The sequence below is a fragment of the Ignatzschineria larvae DSM 13226 genome, assembly GCF_038500265.1.
GTDB classification, from domain to species: domain Bacteria; phylum Pseudomonadota; class Gammaproteobacteria; order Cardiobacteriales; family Wohlfahrtiimonadaceae; genus Ignatzschineria; species Ignatzschineria larvae.
Genome location: NZ_CP150637.1, coordinates 803,639 through 821,441, shown reverse-complemented (window position 1 = coordinate 821,441; position 17,803 = coordinate 803,639). Strand labels below are relative to the sequence as shown.

General features: G+C 42.5%; 14 protein-coding genes and 3 pseudogenes. 7 read left to right on the top strand and 10 right to left on the bottom strand.

The annotated features are described in order from the left end of the window. Window positions 1-58: 58 nt before the first annotated feature. The 10 genes and pseudogenes from WMO13_RS03540 to WMO13_RS03500 all read right to left on the bottom strand — a co-directional run bounded on the left by WMO13_RS03540 (window position 59) and on the right by WMO13_RS03500 (window position 9,015). On the bottom strand, window positions 59-1,234 hold the full coding sequence (locus WMO13_RS03540; protein WP_026879103.1) for an ion channel: 1,176 nt from the start codon (window positions 1,232-1,234) through the stop codon (window positions 59-61). A gap of 50 nt (window positions 1,235-1,284) precedes the next feature. After that, entirely contained in the window at window positions 1,285-2,280 is a 996-nt protein-coding gene (yut, locus tag WMO13_RS03535) for an urea transporter (RefSeq protein ID WP_026879104.1), read from the bottom strand. Between the two features lie 214 nt (window positions 2,281-2,494). Beyond that, a pseudogene (locus WMO13_RS10655) lies at window positions 2,495-2,830 on the bottom strand (urease accessory protein UreD); the annotation flags it as partial. A gap of 180 nt (window positions 2,831-3,010) precedes the next feature. Further along, a pseudogene (locus WMO13_RS10650) lies at window positions 3,011-3,313 on the bottom strand (urease accessory protein UreD); the annotation flags it as partial. A gap of 402 nt (window positions 3,314-3,715) precedes the next feature. Then, entirely contained in the window at window positions 3,716-4,348 is a 633-nt protein-coding gene (gene ureG, locus WMO13_RS03525) for an urease accessory protein UreG (protein WP_026879106.1), read from the bottom strand. Window positions 4,349-4,462: 114 nt separating this feature from the next. After that, window positions 4,463-5,209 (bottom strand): urease accessory protein UreF, encoded by a 747-nt coding sequence (locus WMO13_RS03520; protein ID WP_026879107.1) that lies wholly within the window; start codon window positions 5,207-5,209, stop codon window positions 4,463-4,465. 112 nt (window positions 5,210-5,321) lie between these two features. Further along, window positions 5,322-6,044, bottom strand: a complete 723-nt coding sequence (gene ureE, locus WMO13_RS03515; protein ID WP_026879108.1) for an urease accessory protein UreE — start codon at window positions 6,042-6,044, stop codon at window positions 5,322-5,324. A 166-nt stretch (window positions 6,045-6,210) separates the two neighbouring features. Continuing rightward, window positions 6,211-7,929 (bottom strand): urease subunit alpha, encoded by a 1,719-nt coding sequence (locus WMO13_RS03510; RefSeq protein ID WP_026879109.1) that lies wholly within the window; start codon window positions 7,927-7,929, stop codon window positions 6,211-6,213. Window positions 7,930-8,045: 116 nt separating this feature from the next. Further along, entirely contained in the window at window positions 8,046-8,615 is a 570-nt protein-coding gene (locus WMO13_RS03505) for an urease subunit beta (protein WP_084331497.1), read from the bottom strand. 97 nt (window positions 8,616-8,712) lie between these two features. Then, complete coding sequence (locus WMO13_RS03500) at window positions 8,713-9,015, bottom strand: urease subunit gamma (protein WP_026879111.1); 303 nt, start codon at window positions 9,013-9,015, stop codon at window positions 8,713-8,715. A 480-nt stretch (window positions 9,016-9,495) separates the two neighbouring features. Between WMO13_RS03500 and WMO13_RS03495 the strand changes: the two genes are divergently transcribed. The 7 genes and pseudogenes from WMO13_RS03495 (at window position 9,496) to WMO13_RS03465 (ending at window position 17,770) form a co-directional block, all read left to right on the top strand. Then, on the top strand, window positions 9,496-10,512 hold the full coding sequence (locus WMO13_RS03495; RefSeq protein WP_026879112.1) for a LacI family DNA-binding transcriptional regulator: 1,017 nt from the start codon (window positions 9,496-9,498) through the stop codon (window positions 10,510-10,512). Between the two features lie 267 nt (window positions 10,513-10,779). Then, on the top strand, window positions 10,780-12,249 hold the full coding sequence (locus WMO13_RS03490) for a hypothetical protein (protein WP_084331498.1): 1,470 nt from the start codon (window positions 10,780-10,782) through the stop codon (window positions 12,247-12,249). A 242-nt stretch (window positions 12,250-12,491) separates the two neighbouring features. Beyond that, window positions 12,492-13,652: an iron-containing alcohol dehydrogenase gene (locus WMO13_RS03485; protein WP_034855832.1), complete on the top strand. Its 1,161-nt coding sequence runs from the start codon at window positions 12,492-12,494 to the stop codon at window positions 13,650-13,652. A 533-nt stretch (window positions 13,653-14,185) separates the two neighbouring features. Then, a complete protein-coding gene (locus WMO13_RS03480; RefSeq protein ID WP_245601161.1) occupies window positions 14,186-15,058 on the top strand; it encodes a metal ABC transporter substrate-binding protein in 873 nt (290 codons plus the stop codon). Continuing rightward, window positions 15,055-15,978, top strand: a pseudogene (locus WMO13_RS03475) (manganese/iron ABC transporter ATP-binding protein); the annotation flags it as partial. The gene WMO13_RS03480 and the pseudogene WMO13_RS03475, both read left to right, overlap by 4 nt. Window positions 15,979-16,043: 65 nt before the next feature. Then, complete coding sequence (locus WMO13_RS03470) at window positions 16,044-16,925, top strand: metal ABC transporter permease (protein WP_026879115.1); 882 nt, start codon at window positions 16,044-16,046, stop codon at window positions 16,923-16,925. After that, complete coding sequence (locus WMO13_RS03465; protein WP_026879116.1) at window positions 16,919-17,770, top strand: metal ABC transporter permease; 852 nt, start codon at window positions 16,919-16,921, stop codon at window positions 17,768-17,770. Before WMO13_RS03470 ends, WMO13_RS03465 begins: the two co-directional genes overlap by 7 nt. Window positions 17,771-17,803: the final 33 nt, after the last annotated feature.

Below are 17,803 nucleotides of genomic sequence, written 5' to 3'. Positions count from 1 at the left end.
AGCATTCAAAAAATCATTAACATTATTAATGTGATCAAATTTATTAATAATTAAAGAATTAAGACTCTAAAATATTATTTGAGAAGAGAAGATTTTCCATAATCTGATTATCAATGCTCTCTCCAAAGAGCATCTTGAGTAGGACTTCACTGCCTAAGGTACTGAGTGAAATCAGAAGATCGGGATGTAACAATTTCATATTGTCATAATTTTGGTCATCATTCACGAGCAGAATGCTTTTGATATTTGCGCCCACTAACTCTTTCGCTGCTAATACCGTTAAGATATTTTCAGCATCCGAGTTTCCGAGCACAAAAACCGCTTTAGCACTACTGAGATTGACTTCATTTAAACTCTCTTTATTCACCTGCTCTGCGGTCACGATATTAATGCCGGCAGGATAGCGATCCTTCTCCGATTCTCGACAGAGCACCATCACATTTAGATCCCGTTTTCTAAGACCGTAATAAGTATGGAGAGAGAGCGGACTTGCGCCCACGATAACGTAATGATCCTTCATTCTAAATAACCTTTTTCCCACGATTGCGCGGGTATCTTTTGCAAATACACCTAATACATACACGATCGACGTTGTAAACATCGTGATCCCTAAAATAACGATGGAGACCGTAAAGAGTCTCGCTTCCACGCTAATCGGCACAATATCGCCAAACCCTACCGTCGTCATACAGACTAATGCGAAATAAAAGGCAGAAGAGATATCGGTCACGTGGGGCTGAAAGTGTGTGCCTAAATAGAGTGTCCCAAACACAGAAAACCCTAAGAGTGCCGCCAAGCTGACAATAGCCACAAATCCTGCCCCTGAGATACTATGCCGATGAAAGAGCTTCCAATTCACTAGCGCATAGATGAGTAAAATCAGGGAAAAGCTCCCAATCATGACATTCTCTCGAGCGAGCAGTAGATTCATCAAAACTACAATAAAGAGCATAAAACTACTAAAGAGCCAACCAATTCGAAGCCCCCGATAGACCGGAAATGCTAAGATGATAAAGAGGATGCCAATGGCAAATTGGGGGATATCTAATAATCGCAATGCATCAAATGATTGTATCCACTTTGCAAAGTCAAGATGATGTTCTAATGCCCTGACATCCTGCTTAAAGAGCAGCGGCACCACCATCCATAAGCCATCCATCAGAATCAATACCGCTAATAGCGCTCTTGCTAATTCCACACTGCGAATATATTTATAAATCGCATCTCTCTTCATTATCAATCCATTCACTTGCATCAATCTAATCCATTATCTAGGTTGTCTATTTACTGGCGGTGTTTCGGCATAATGTCATTATTCGGCACTAAGAAGAGCCAAGAAGCCAGGACAAAAGGCATCGTTAAAGCAGGGATTCCTAGCGGATCAAGGGCAATATCGAGTGCTCCTTGCACAAAAACGGTAAAAATAACCCCGACAATGGCATAGATAGCCACTCGGAAACTATTAGGCTTATTAAAAGTTGATCCTAATGCAATCGCCGTTAATACCGCGCTAAATGAGTAGAGGCCGGTTTGTACACTCACCGCATCTGCTTTTAGAAAAATCGCCACTGAATAGGCTAAGAGTGAGCCCACAACTGCAAAGATCGCCGCCCAAATAGAGCTCACAGCTAATCCTAATGTGAAGATTAATCCTACAGTGACGCTACTAAAGAGAAAAACTTCAGAGATTCCCCGAAAAACATCCGCAATAATATCGCTATGCGGAATATGTTTAAGAATTTCATAATGATGCGGAAATTCAGGGGCCGGTAGCGATACGCCCTCAATGCCTAAAAAGTTATAACTTGCTAATAAAATAGTCCAAGAAACGAGCACAAAAGGGGCCGTTAATGCTGCCACTTTCCACTTTTTCAGAAAATCCATTAAGGCAATCGTCGAGATCACAGAGACAATACTGCCTAGAATAATCGACATCCAAACATAGATCGTATTATCCAAAAATGCCGGCAGTGCAACGCCTAAAAGACAGCCATTGTAGCCAAAGAGCCCAACGCGCCAAGATTCTTTATCCAATTTACTCACATAAGCGGTAATTGTGGCGACAATGGTCCCTAATAGACAACCAATCGCTACTTGCGGCATTCCTTCAAAATAGGAACCGAAGCCGATTGCAATAAAGAAGAGTAACCCAGTCAGTGCATTATTTTGGAACATCACCTGCGAGTAACCTCGTAGCACGACATCGACAAATTCTACTAAGGGGTTTTGATTGGCGAGCTGTTTCCACGCCGAATTTGTGACAAAAGATGAGTTAGCCATACGATTCTTTCCTCAAAGAAGATAAAAAAGATCAGCCTTATTTATCTAATCCTTATTTATCTAATATTTACCGCAATTGACCACTCTCCTTACGTGATCAACTGCCATCTCAATTTGCCCCACTCCTGCAGAACACTCCTAATATCTCTACCCATTTCACAACTTTCAATAGCGATCTTCCAATGGCGATCTTCCAATGGCCATCTTCCAATATCTACCGCCATAAAAAGGGCTCCGGTACGGAGATTCCTAAGATCTCTTCCCGAGCAATTTTCCAGAAATCTCGAATCACCATTTTGACATCAGTACTATCATTTCCTAATACTTTAAAGATAATCCCGGCATCATTAGGGAGTAAAGTTGCCCCATAAGCAAGCTTCTCATCGGCATCATAATGTGCTTCAATGCGCGCTAAAATATCCGCGTGCTGCTCTTTCGGCGTTAAGAGAATGACATTGCCAAAGATCTCAAATCCCCCCATTACCGCGACTTCTGTGAGAGAGGATTTATGGGGCTCTAAAATATATTTCTCCACAAAAAGCTCATCCGCACTGCCTGTGAGATGAGTCTGTTCTTGCATTTGATATGAATCCTTATCGTGATCTACGCCTCCATTGTCGGCCTCTTCAGTGCCCCTTGCATTCATTCGAGCGGCATTCATTCGAGCGGTATCCATTCGAGTAGCGCGAATGGTTGAAGAGAAGATATCAAAGCCAAACTGCTCATCAGGATGATGATGCTTCCGCCCTGACATTAAGATTTCTGAATAGATCATCGTCGCCGTAGGATCGATCAAAATCTCGGTATCTGTGATAAAGCGCGCGTGGCGATGCGGAATAATCGGATCCGGTAGATACTCTAAATACCCTCCTGCTTTCACAACAATTCGCTGATATTGCGTGGCATAGTTGGTATCCATCATATGAATCTTAGTGGCTGATTGAGTGGTCACGTGACCACAGGCATCCTCCTCGACAATGATATCGAGCGCTTGCCGATCCCCTTGCAGTAATCCGCCGGAAGTAGAGATCATCGTGACACAAGGAAGCTGTGGCATGAGCTCATCCCAATAGAGCGCTTTTTGTGCTAGTGACGGAACACGCCGCTCCATCTCCACTAACTCGCTGCGATAAGCGCCTTCGGCAAACCGCAACTTCAGATAACCACTCTTCCCCACAGAACCACTCGGCATTTGGGGTGGCTCACTTTGATAGGGTGCCATCTCTCGCGCTTGTAGCCCTAAACGATGTGCTTTTAATCGTGATGGAATTTGGGCAATCTCTGCTCTGATTTGACTCATCTCTCTTATTCCTACCTCAATGACACAATGGGTTATTGGGGATGATCTACACTCTCAATCTATCCCCTTAGCCATTCATAAATGATCTCTAACGATATTCCACAATATCTAATAACATCTAACAATCGTCCTCAATTAACCTTGACTTGCCGGATGGGTGAAGAGGAATTTTTCCATAATCATATCCACCAATTCCGTAACACCTTCTCCGGTTTTACAATTAGTTAAGATATAAGGACGATCCCCTCGCACCACTTTCGTATCGTGCTCCATCACCTCTAAACTTGCGCCGACATAAGGGGCAAGATCAATCTTATTGATCACGAGGATATCTGCTTGCACTAAGCCAGGGCCATTTTTCCGAGGAATCTTCTCCCCTTCAGCCACATCAATCACATAGATATAGAAATCCGCTAATGCCGGACTAAAGGTTAATGTTAGATTGTCACCACCGCTTTCGATCATAATGACATCGCTATCCGGGAAACGTTCTTCCATCTCCTCAACTGCGGCAATATTCATACTCGGATCTTCTCTGACTGCTGTATGAGGGCACGCACCTGTTTCAACGCCGAGGATCTTCTCTTCATCTAAAATCCCTTTCAACGTCCGTTTTACCTGCTTAGCATCTTCGGTAGTGACGATATCATTGGTAATGATAAGCGGTTTAACCCCACGTTCAATCAAAATTGGCGTAATCACTTCAATAATCGCGGTTTTACCAGATCCGACAGGGCCGCCGATTCCAATTCTTGTCATCTTTTTCATTTTTTCTATTTCCTTGTAATGATCTTATTGATACTGCTATTAGTACTCATATTTATGCTGAACATATTGCTCTCTAACCAAAATTCCATTCTTTCATCGTCCCTAATTTCATCCCTAATTCATAAATAGGCGAACAAATGACTGCGTATGAATCGCAGCTAAAAGATCAATCACCGGCACATAGGATGCCATCTCGGTAATATCCCCTGAGCTTGCCACATCGCAAAACTGATCGATCTCCTCATTGAGCTCAAAGAGAATGTGTTGCGTTTCATAGTGAGTTACCCGCATTAAGCGCATCGCCGCGCTTAGAATCGTCATCGCAATGCCATATTGATGCATAACCATTACTTCTCGTTCAGGGATATGCTGCACCGCCATCACTAATGCTTGAGTAATAGGTTGCGTTCCCGGCGTATGACCAGCTTTAATCTCCGCTAACCAAGCAGCTACCAGAGGATGCTCAAAAGTATGCACCGAAATCTCGGCGAGCTTCTTCCCCATTCGAGTGGTCATTAATCGAGCCTCTTCATTGAGCTTACGATTTAAAACGGCCCGATCAATCCGAATCAATTGTGCCATTAACGCTTTAACCTGATCACTCTCAAATTCACACTGATCCATCGACAATAGTTCTGTGGGAAATGTTTGAATCACCGCGCGATGCGCTGCCGTTAAAGCGATACCATCAGTATGAGCCGCCACTTCTAAAGAGGTTCGGACAAAAGATTTTAAGCTCTCTTTATCGTGAACAACACCTTTCTGAATCGCCGCTTCCACACCATTCGAAAAGGTAAACCCTCCAATCGGAAGCGCCGAATCGGAAAATTGTAGAACTCGAATTAACTCTGATGCTTTCATCTTCCTGCCTCAATGTTAAGGATAAAGATCGTAACGCTCTTTGCATGACGATAGATTGACGGTTAATGTATTGATTAGTAAATCAAAAATCGGCAAATGTCAGTCAATATGATTAATGTTTATGATCGTGTGAGTGCGGATGTGTATGGGAATGTGTATGGGTCTGATCGCCATGATGATGTTCATGACTATGCTCATGATGCGCTTCGTGGCTATGGTTATGATCATGATCGTGATGATGATCGTCATGAGAATGACTATATGGATGCCCTTGCGGTGAAACGTGAACATGGGTATGAGTCTCTTCTGATCCCCCAAAGAGTAGACGGGCTTCTGAGCGGCTCATTTTAGGAAGAATCTCTCCTCCAGGCACAAATTTAAACGCCGTTTCATCAAAACCATGGGTACGCATGACAGAGGCCATCACCTCTTTGCTCACCGAAAGGGGGACATAGACATGATTCTCTTTTAACACCGCTTTCCAATGTTGATTCCCTAACGCATGCCCTAATTCAAAACTCACACGAATTTGCGCATCCACCGGCATCGTTGCAAGATGGGAGAGATCCACGACTAAGACATCCCGCAATGAAATCTCCACAATAATCATTGTATTAGTCGCCTCATCATAAAAGAGTACATCCCCATCTGCGAGAAGCACATTACGATCTAATGCGATACCGAGATCCTGCCCTTTTTCAGTATGTTTACGGCAACGACTCTTTTGTGCTTCATGTTGATCGAGCCTTAAGATATCCACTTGACTCTCTTTTTTGCGGGCTTGCCAAGTGCTATCTTCTTTAATATTTCCTAAAACCTTCTCAATAATAATCATTTAACGCTTCCTCTATGGTGAACTTCATCTTCTCAGCTATCCTTAAAATAGCTTTTGAGTATCTCTTTATTAAAGCTCTACCTGCAGTAGAGCAAGCAGAGCCTCTATCTAGTTCGATTGTTTTATCGACTTAATCGACTTAAAAGATTTACTACAACAAACTGATTTAACTAAAGAAATAACGTTGATTCATCGCAGCATCCTGTACTGGTGGGCACGTCGCATGCTCCCCGTTTACTTTCACTGCAAAGGTTTCAGGATCAACATCAATATGCGGTGTTTCATCGTTGCGAACGAGATCTTTTTTGCTAATCGCTCGACAATTTTTCACTGCCATCACTTGCTTCTCAAGTCCTGCTTTCTCTTTAATACCATCATCCATCGCCGCCTGTGAAACAAAGGTCACGCAGGTATCTTGCAATGTTTTACCCATTGCGCCAAACATAGGCCGATAGAAAACAGGTTGAGGGGTTGGAAGCGAAGCATTTGGATCTCCCATCGCCGCCCAATTGATCATGCCGCCCTTGATGACTAATTTTGGTTTCGCCCCAAAGAAACGAGGATCCCAAAGGACTAAATCTGCCATTTTCCCAACGGTTACTGAACCGAGAACATGGCTGACACCCTGTGCAATCGCCGGATTAATGGTGATTTTAGAGACGTAACGTAATACTCGGAAATTATCATTCCCCGGTGCATCCTGCGGCAGCTTTCCACGCGCGGCTTTCATCGCATGTGCCGTTTGAATAACCCGCAACCAGTTTTCCCCCACTCGCCCCATCGCTTGTGAGTCACTTGAGAACATTGAGATCACACCCATATCGTGAAGTACATTCTCTGCAGCAATGGTTTCAGGACGTACTCGGCTCTCAGCAAATGCCACATCTGATGGAATATTAGGATTAAGATTATGACAGACCATAATCATATCAAAGAGCTCAGCCTGACTATTCACACCAAAGGGTAACGTTGGATTCGTTGAGCTAGGTAATACATTCGATTGACTCACCACTTTCAGAATATCAGGCGCATGACCACCGCCGGCACCTTCTGTATGGAACGTATGGATCGTCCGTCCTTCAAAAGCTTCGATCGTATCTTCTACATAGCCACCTTCGTTAAGACTATCGGTATGCACCGCTACTTGAATATCATACTCATCAGCGACTCGAAGTGCATGACGTATCGCACTCCCGGTTGCGCCCCAATCTTCATGGACTTTGAGTCCCGCAACACCTGCCACAATCTGTTCAATGAGCGGATCCCGTGCAAATGAATGCCCTTTACCTAATAGACCCACATTAATGGGCAATCCTTCTACCGCTCTCAGCATCGAGCGAATATGCCAAGAACCTGCAGTAACCGTCGTGCCATTTGAACCATCTGTCGGGCCGACTCCGCCACCAAAGAAAGTCGTGACACCATTAGAGAGCGCTTCATAAGCTTGTTGCGGCGCAATAAAATGGATATGAGTATCGATCCCTGCTGCCGTGAGGATCAGATGTTCACCTGAAATAGCATCCGTTGAGACACCGACGACCATTCCCGGCGTAATATGATCTTGCACATGTGGGTTACCACTTTTACCAATGCCGGCAATCTTACCATCTTTAATGCCCACATCCGCTTTAATAACGCCAAGATAAGGGTCGATAATCGTGACATTAGTGATCACGAGATCTAACACGCCATTATCACGGGTAAATGTATTATTCGCGCCCATTCCATCCCGTAGAGATTTCCCTCCGCCATAAACGGACTCTTCACCATAACCCCGAAGATCCTTCTCAATCTCGATATAGAGATTGGTATCTCCTAATCGAATTTTATCGCCAACCGTTGGTCCAAATAAACCGCTATATTCTTGTCTTGAAATTTGAGGCATCTTTTTGTTCCTTCTTATCTATTCAATATTGACTCAATATCGTCATAAAATCGTCATCACTCATGAGAAATGCTACTAACAGGCTATTTACGCCCTATTATTTTGTGCTGCGCAATTTACTCTGTGCTATTTTTAAACCCATGCGCAATCGCATTATCAAGTGCAATCTTCTTAGCAGGACGCTCACTATTAGCGACATTCTCGCCCGCCCAGCCATCTACAATATTATTAAAGCCATACACTGCTTGTGTACCGCCAAAAGGAATGAGGGACACTTCAATCTCATCACCGGGTTCAAAGCGAATTGCAGTAGTGGAAGCAATATTCAGCCGCTTCCCATAAGCCGCTTCCCGATCAAACTCAAGTGCACGATTTACCTCAAAAAAGTGAAAATGAGAACCAATTTGAATAGGTCGATCCCCCGTATTACGTACTTTCAAAGTCGTAACAGGTCTATCTTCATTAAAAGTAATGGGGGTATCTGCAAGAATTAAGCCACCTAAAGGCGTTGGAATTTCAACTTGGGCCGCAACTGATTGTTTGGTGACTTTCTTCGCGGTTGGCGTTTTAGTTTTACTACCGCTGATTGATTTGGATGTTGAGGCTGATTTAGATACTCCGGTCTTTTTAGACTTTGCGGATGTCACTGCAGCGGCTGTTGTTTGATCTTGTTTATTATCACTCATTGTTCTATCTCCTTCTGAGCGCTGATAAAATAGCGCATCTAGTAACGGGGTCCTTAAATTTGAGATCAATTGAAGGCTGACTAACCTATGATTCAGCCTACTTGATCGGGTTATGAACGGTTACCAAGCGTGTACCATCGGTAAAAATCGCTTCCACTTGTACTTGAGGAATGAGATCGCCTACGCCTTCCATCACATCCTCTTTCGTCAAGACCATGGCCGCTTCTTTCATAACATCTTCTACACTCTTACCATCTCTCGCGCCTTCTAAGGCAGTGACAGTGATAATAGCGACCGCTTCTGGATAATTGAGTTTCAAACCACGCGCACGTCGCTTCTCTGCAACATCGGCAAGGGTATAAATCATTAATTTTTCCATTTCCCGAGGGGTTAATTGCATAACATCTCCTTCATTGATTTAAATAAAGACACCTGCCAAGCGACATAGTGTGCTAAACGTGAGGTATCGTTATTAGTGCTTATCTATGCTGCATATCCATCAGGTGAGATCTCAGGCTTACAGCCAATAAACTGTAAAATGAAAGATGAAAATACAAGATGAATAAACACAAGATGCAAAACATAAATAAACCAACAATTGTTTAATAAACAATACATTTATTGCCATTATATAGAAGATTATTGCGATATCCAAAAAGATCTGTGAGGATGTAAAGACCCTAGACCTTCGAAATAAACAAAATATTCTTCGAAAGATTCTTCATTTAGCCTTGCTAAAAAAGATAAAATGTAAAGATTAGCCATCTGCTTAATCCGTTTTAATGTCATAATCCTCATTAACCTTCAGAACTGTAATAGATTTCATTGTTAACAGCCTTCTTTTTAATGATCCGATTATGAAATAGGTCCTATTGTGAATATGCCCAAGAATACACGCTCTCAAAAACGCCCCTCTTCTGTCGATGTCGCTCGCCTTGCAAAAGTCTCACAAGCAACGGTCTCGCGCGTCCTGAACCATCCCGAGAAAGTCGAGGCAACAACAAGAGAGAGAGTCTATGCCGCTATTACCCAATTAGGTTATGTCCCGAATCAAAATGCGCGGCAATTAGTTTCCGGTCGCTCTAATGTCATAACCCTTATTTCAGGCCCCTTAGAGAATCCTTTTTTTGTCGATTCCACTGCGGCCATCGTTGAACATGCCACAGAACGAGGTTATAAAGTCAATATTCTCTTTGCCAATGATGTTGATATTCACGAAATCTATAAACTTGCACTCACACAGCGGCCTGATGGCTTGATTATGTCTTGTATTCTCTACGATGATCCGATATTTGAACAACTCAAAGAGCTTAATATTCCATTTATTAGCTTTAATCGTCGGCATCAAGAAAAGCTTAATTATGTGGAATTTGATAATTTTTTAGCCGGCAGAATGGTATGTCAATGGCTTAAAATGAAAGGTTATCAATCGCTTTTTTGGGTGGGTGGTAATCTTAAGGCAAGTACTTTTCTCTATCGATTCAATGGATTTATCGAAACTTATCGGCAACTCTACCTAGCAGATCTCACCTCTGACATCATCTATCAAGCTGAGCATTTAGATGAAGAAATTCTTCTCTCTCAAATAATGCAGTGGTATACACAAACACCCGGGAAAAAAGCCATCGCAGCGGCCACAGATTCCATCGCTCTGCAGCTCCTTAATCTTCTTAAAAATAAGGGGATTCATTGCCCTGAAGAGATCGGCATTATGGGCATTGATAATGTAGAATTAGCCCAACACGCCTATATAGAACTCACCACCGTAGGCACATCTCATAATCTGGGGGAAGTGGCGATTAAATTATTAATCGATCAAATCGAAATGCATGACACTCAAAATATCGCTATTACCCTCCAACCAGAAGTATTTGATCGCGGCACATTACTATCATAATCAGTAAAAATTTTAATGACGTCATTAGGATTTATTTGACCATTGAATTTATTTCATGATATAGATTTGAATACGTATACATTTCTTGGAATTTTGCATAAATAAAATAACACTCTTACTGTTTTTCCTAAACAACAGCATATCAACACTTATAAAACAGAATGTTACGCTTGAAGATGAATACGTATACAAAAACCTAAGAAACATAGAACCTATAAACAGACTGATAACAATAAAAATAGTAGACCACTCAATAAGGAGATCCCAATGTCATTCGCCAAATGGAAAACCCGCACGCCGGGTGAAGAGAGCCCCTATATTCCACTCGGGCCTTTTCAATTACGTTTACCTTTTATTCATTACCGCTTTGAGTGGCCTGATTATATTCAAGGTTTACTCATGTGCGCGGTGGATCTTGCTGCTATTCCGCTATTAGTCACCCTACTTGGAATGCCCTTTGAGGTTGCCTTAGCCATTGTGATGTTGAATGGTCTTTTCTATTTAACCCATCACCTTTTAGGGGATCCCTGTGTACCGGGCTGGATTACACCGGCAATCCCGTTGATTATCCTCTACTGCTCCCAATTCCCTGAAGGACCTGAACGGGTTTATTCACTCATTGCGCTACAAATGATGCTTGGGCTCTTCTCTATCTTCTTAGGGGTGACAAAGCTCTCTAATAAAATGGTTCGCTATATTCCCCATGCCATCAAATGCGGCATTGTAATGGGTGCTGGAATTGCGGCGATTATCTCTATCTTTGCGGTCGGTGGTCGCTTTGAGAATTTTCCGATTACAATTACCATTGCCGTTGGTATTGCTTTCTATCTGCTCTTTTCTCAACAATTTCAGAAAATTCAGAAGAAAAATAGAGCACTCAAACTGCTTGCCCAGCTCGGGATTTTTCCAATTATTATTCTCGCAGTCATCATTGCCCCTCTTACCGGTGAAGCCTCTTGGCCTACCATTGAATGGGGATTTTCAGCACCTGACTTTACCCGTTTATGGAAAGAATATACCGTATTCGGCCTCGGATTCCCTCCGATTATGATGTTTATTACAGCGATTCCAACCGTATTAGCCACTTATATTGTGCTATTTGGTGATATTTTGCAGAATCAAGCGCTAATCAAAGAGGGCCAACGTCATCGTCCTGATGAAAAGATCGATTATCGCAGCGATCGTGCGCATCTTATCTTTGGTGGACGCAATTCAGCAATGAGTATTATTGGCCCTGATGTCACAATGTGTGGTCCAATCTGGTCAGCAATGCAAGTTGTGATGATCGAACGTTGGAAAAAGGGGCGTAAAGCAATGGATTCGCTCTTTGGTGGCGTGGGTTCATTCCGCTGGGGCACCAATACTGGGTTACTTCTTTTACCCATCGTGACGCTTGTACAACCCATTTTAGGGGTTGCATTAGCGCTCACGCTCTTAATTCAAGGATATGTGAATGTTAAAGTCGGTGTGCTTGAAGCCCGCAGTCAAACAGACTTAGGCATTGCCGGTGTTGTCGCAGCGATTCTCTGTATTAAGGGTGCAAGCTGGGCATTTGGTGCTGGTGTACTGCTCTGCCTTTTGATCTATGGTCGCAATTTCTTTAAAGGCTCTGTTGATCATACTTTCACCAAGGATCAACCTACAGACCAAGCTACAGACCCAACTATAGATCAGCCTAATGCTACGATCAATGGACTTGATACCGCAACCTCGACAACAATAAATGAGACAAAATAGTAAAACAATCCCAAAAGATCATCACTGAACTTCGGTGCGGGTGAGATCGCTCACCTGGCGCAAATGTTACATGGATGTAACACTCACCGGCACCGAACCTATTTCAAAAATCTATTTCAACAAACCAAAAATAAATAGAGTAAAAAGACGTAAATCGTTTTGTGATTTTTATAAAATAACAATTTTATCTTAAAATAAATTTTAACTATCCTATTTAACTACCTTAGCTAAAGGAAATACCTATGATTGCGAAAACAACGCTCGTGCCCCAAACCTATCATGGTTGGAATGCTTGCCAAAAACTCCCGGAAATCATCGACAAACTAGCGGTACGTAATATTATGCTTATTGCCGATCCTTTTCTCATTAAAAGTGGTCAGATCGAACAATTCACAACCCTGCTTGCCCAATATCAAATAGCCATTTTCTCAGAGATAGAACCCGAGCCCAGTCTTACTCTAGGCGAACGTATTGTGGAATTTGCTCGGCAAAATGAAGCAGACCTTATTATCGGCATCGGTGGTGGCAGCGCTTTAGATTTAGCAAAACTGGTGGCGGTACTCGCCACTCATGAGGGGAAAGTCGCCGATTATCTTAATTTAAGTGGTCATTTAACCTTAACCCATAAAGGCCTCCCCTCTATTATGATTCCGACCACGTCAGGTACCGGTTCAGAAGTCACCAATATTTCTGTGCTCTCGTTAGAATCAAGTAAAGATGTCATTGCCCACGATTATCTCTTAGCCGATATCGCCATTTTAGATCCGGCATTAACACAAAGCGTGCCCCCAAGAGTCACAGCGGCAACCGGCATTGATGCCCTCACGCATGCTGTTGAAGCCTATCTCTCAATCAATGCCGATCCTATTAGCGATCAGTTTTCCCTTAAAGCGATTTCTCTAATCTATCATTCATTGCCCAAAGCGTATGCAGATGGTCATGATGTCGAAGCCCGTACAGATATGAGTTATGGCAGTTACCTCGCCGGCCTTGCGTTCTTTAATGCAGGCGTTGCGGGCGTTCATGCACTGGCCTATCCTCTCGGCGGACAATTCCATATTAGTCATGGCGAATCAAATGCGCTTCTGCTCCCTTATGTGCTTGAGTATATTAGCGATGCTTGTGAAGCAAGATTATGTGATATTGGTAAAGTCATCGGCCTTGATCTTGGAAGATTAACAATCCCTGAAGGGGCAAAATTGACTATTATTGCCCTACAGCAATTAGTTAAAACAGTGAATATCCCTAATTCCCTACAAGAATTTGCCATTGAAGAGCGCCATTTAGAAGGTTTAACAGTTGATGCATTAAAACAAACACGTCTTTTAGTAAGAAGTCCCCTGAAGTTAGAGAAAGAGGATATCTTCACTATCTATAACGCGGCTTATAATGGGGGGTTCTAATCTCATTATTTGGGGTAAACACTGAATAAAAACTGATTTTAATCGTGTAACACTAAAGCCAATCTTACGAGATTGGCTTTTTATTAAAAAAATCTATTAGAAGAATTTATTAAAGAAAATTCACCTACGATGGATCGATAAGTTATCGTTAACTTCTCAAAAAAGTATTTCTACTACACTTATTCAATTAATCCCATATATTATTTTTAAATCATTTAAATTTAAAAACTAATGACAAACTACAAAATATCCCAAAATCTATTTAGTGATTCCTTTTACTGTCTGATTTATATGGTTTATTATGAATGATCTACTTTCCGTAGTTACCTAGCCAAAGTGATTATTGATCTTAATATATTCAGTTTAAAGGCAATTTTCCAAATGGTTTTTAATAAATAATCTTTGACCTTTTAACCTAAATAATATAAATTTACAAATGAGAATGATTATCAAATAAAAGTCTTAGGAGGGCTTGCAATATGGGAAATAGAAAATTTAGAAAAGGGAAATGGTCACGCAAATGGATGAAAGTAATGCTATTGAGTAGCTTGTTTGCGCTGGCAAGTGGAATATCTTTTGCCAAGGAACCTTTTAAAGTTATCACAACCTTTACCATCATTCAAGATATTGCCCAAAATATAGCGGGTGATGCGGCGATTGTGGAATCCATTACCAAGCCCGGCGCGGAAATTCATGATTATCAACCGACCCCGAAAGACTTAGTAAAGGCGCAAGATGCGCAACTTATTCTCTGGAATGGTCTGAATCTAGAGCGTTGGTTTGAACGCTTCTTCCAAAGTATTCGCAATGTTCCCTCTGTGGTCGTCACTGAAGGGATTACGCCGCTCTCTATCTATGAAGGTGACTATGAAGGTATGCCTAACCCTCACGCCTGGATGAGCCCCAATAATGCCCTTGTCTATATTGAGAATATTCGTAAAGCACTCGTTGAATATGATCCTGATAATGCCGAAACTTATAATGCTAATGCGGCACGTTATGCCGAAGAGATTAAAGCACTCGATGCCCCTCTTCGTGCTAAGCTTGATCAAATCCCTGAAGAGAAACGCTGGTTAGTCACTAGTGAAGGAGCCTTTGGTTATTTAGCACAAGATTATAATCTTAAGGAAGCTTATCTCTGGCCGATCAATGCCGATGAAGAAGGCTCACCACAGCAAGTTAAAAGATTAATTGATACCATCCGCGCCAATCAAATCCCGGTACTTTTTAGTGAAAGTACCATCTCCGATAAACCAGCGAAACAAGTCGCTAAAGAGACAGGCGCACAATATGGTGGCGTACTCTATGTCGACTCTCTCTCTGAAGAGAATGGTCCTGTTCCCACCTATATCGATCTATTACAAACCACTGTTGAAACTATTGTGAAAGGATTTAACTTAGAATGAGTATCGTTGTTGATAATGTTTCCGTAACTTATAATAATGGCCATCGAGCCATTTTCGATGTCAATTTCCGCCTAGACTCAGGGACGATCTGTGGCTTAGTGGGCGTCAATGGAAGTGGTAAATCAACGCTCTTTAAATCCATTATGGGGCTTGTTACCCCGACTGAAGGGTCAATTACCATTGGTGGCATGCCGATTAAAGCGGCGCTCAAAGCGAATCAAATTGCCTATGTACCCCAAACAGAAGAGGTAGATTGGAATTTCCCTGTCTTAGTGGAAGATGTGGTGATGATGGGACGCTATGGAAAGATGGGGTTTTTACGAATCCCCTCTAAACAAGATCACAAAATGGTAGAGGAAGCGCTTGTTCGAGTAGATCTACTTCCCTTTCGTAAAAGACAGATCGGTGAACTCTCCGGTGGCCAAAAAAAACGAGTATTCCTCGCAAGAGCTCTTGCCCAAGAGAGCCGCATACTTCTCCTTGATGAACCTTTCACCGGCGTTGACCTAAAAACAGAAGATAGCATTATCGAACTATTGATCTCACTTCGAGAAGAGGGTTATCTGATGCTTGTTTCTACTCATAATCTTGGCTCAATTCCCGAATTTTGTGACCAGGTTATTCTGCTCAATCAAACAGTATTAGCACAAGGACCGACCGAAACCACCTATACACAAGAGAATTTAACACAGACTTTCGGCGGCGTATTACGGGAAATCTCACTACAAGGCGATCATCTACACGATGATGATGATCCGCGTAGTGTAACGGTCTTAACCGATGATGAACGTCCTGCGGTCTTTTATGGCTGTGAAAATGCGCAAAACCTCAAAAAGTCTCGGGCTATCCCCTGTGTGAATTCATTAAGGATGCCCAAACAGTTCCAAAACCCTGAAAATAGTTGCCAAGCAAGTAGTGCCACCACGATGAAAAATTCGGCTGATCAATCTTCCGATCATCCTTCTACAGGTAAGGAGGTGTCGTAATGTCCTTAGCAATATTACTCGAACCCTTTGAATACCAATATATGGTTAAAGCGATTATTATGTGCCTTTTAGTCGGCGCAGCCTGTGCTTTTCTCTCCACTTATTTAGTACTCAAAGGCTGGTCATTAATGGGGGATGCGCTCTCTCACTCCGTTGTACCAGGGGTTGCCGGCGCTTATGCGCTTAATCTCCCTTATGCAATTGGGGCATTTTTTACCGGAATCTTAGCGGCGCTGGCAATGGGGCTTGTAAAGCATTTTACCAAACTCCGAGAAGATGCCATTATTGGTCTTGTCTTTAGTAGCTTTTTTGCAGCAGGGTTACTGATCATTTCGCTCAATCCTACCCATATTAATGTCAATTCTATTATCTTTGGTAATGTACTTGGTATTTCTGATGGTGATGCCTGGCAAGCAACCATTATTACTATTATTGCTATCGGCGTACTCTTCTTCTACTGGAAAGATCTTATGCTTCTCTTCTTCGATGAAGTACAAGCCTCTACAATTGGCTTACCAGTTCATCGCCTGAAAATCCTCTTCTTTGTATTATTAAGCGCTTGTACTGTCGCAGCGCTACAAACAGTGGGCGCTATTCTGGTCATTGCAATGGTTATTACACCGGGTGCTACAGCTTATCTATTAACCGATCGCTTTGGCGTAATGTTGAGCTTGTCAATTCTTATAGGCGCACTCACTAGCTTCATCGGCGCTTATGTCAGTTTCTTTCTTCCCGGCGGTTCAACAGGAAGTCTCATTGTTGTTTTACAATCGAGTGTATTCCTCTTTGCCTTTCTCTTTGCGCCTAAACATGGACAACTTGCAAAAAGACGCGCCATTCGGATTGCACAAGATAATAACACTCAGGAGGTATCATCATGATTGAATCAATCATTTTAGTGCCACTTCACTATCCCTTTATGCAACAAGCCTTACTCGGTGCGATGATCGCCGGCATTGTTTGTGCTGTACTCTCTTGTTACCTCATTCTTAAAGGTTGGGCACTGATGGGAGATGCTATTTCTCATGCGGTATTACCCGGAATTGTCATTGCATTTACCCTCGGGATTCCGATTGTGATCGGCGCCTTTATCTCTGGGCTTTTTTGCGCTGTTGCAACGGGTTATATTAGGGCGAATAGCCGAGTTAAAGAAGATGCGGTATTAGGAATAGTCTTCTCCGGACTCTTTGCACTGGGGCTCTTTCTCTTTACTTTCGTTAAAACCGATCAGCACCTCAATCATGTGCTTTTTGGTAATATCCTTGGGATTCTACCGTCAGAATTATGGCAAATTATTATTATCGCCATTATTACGCTAGTAATTATTGCTGTAAAACGGAAAGATTTTATGCTCTACAGCTTCGATCCTGTTCAAGCACAGGTAATTGGCCTACCGGTGAAACTGCTTCACTATACGCTTCTGATTCTTTTAGCGCTCAGCATTGTGGCATCTCTACAAGCAGTCGGCGTTATTCTCGTCATTGCGATGTTAGTCGCCCCCGGCATTATCGGTTTTTTGATGACTAAACGCTTTCCGATTATGATGCTCATTGCCATTATCTCGGCGATTCTCTCCTCTTTTATCGGGGTATTAGTCAGTTTTCATATCGATGCAGAAACCGGCCCTTGTATTGTCTTAACACAAGCGGCGCTCTTCTTAATTGCCTTTTGCTATAATCGTACTCGAGGCTATATCATTACTGCACGAAAAAGAGCGGCGGCTTAATCCCTATCACATTCCGAGATGAATCTTGTAACT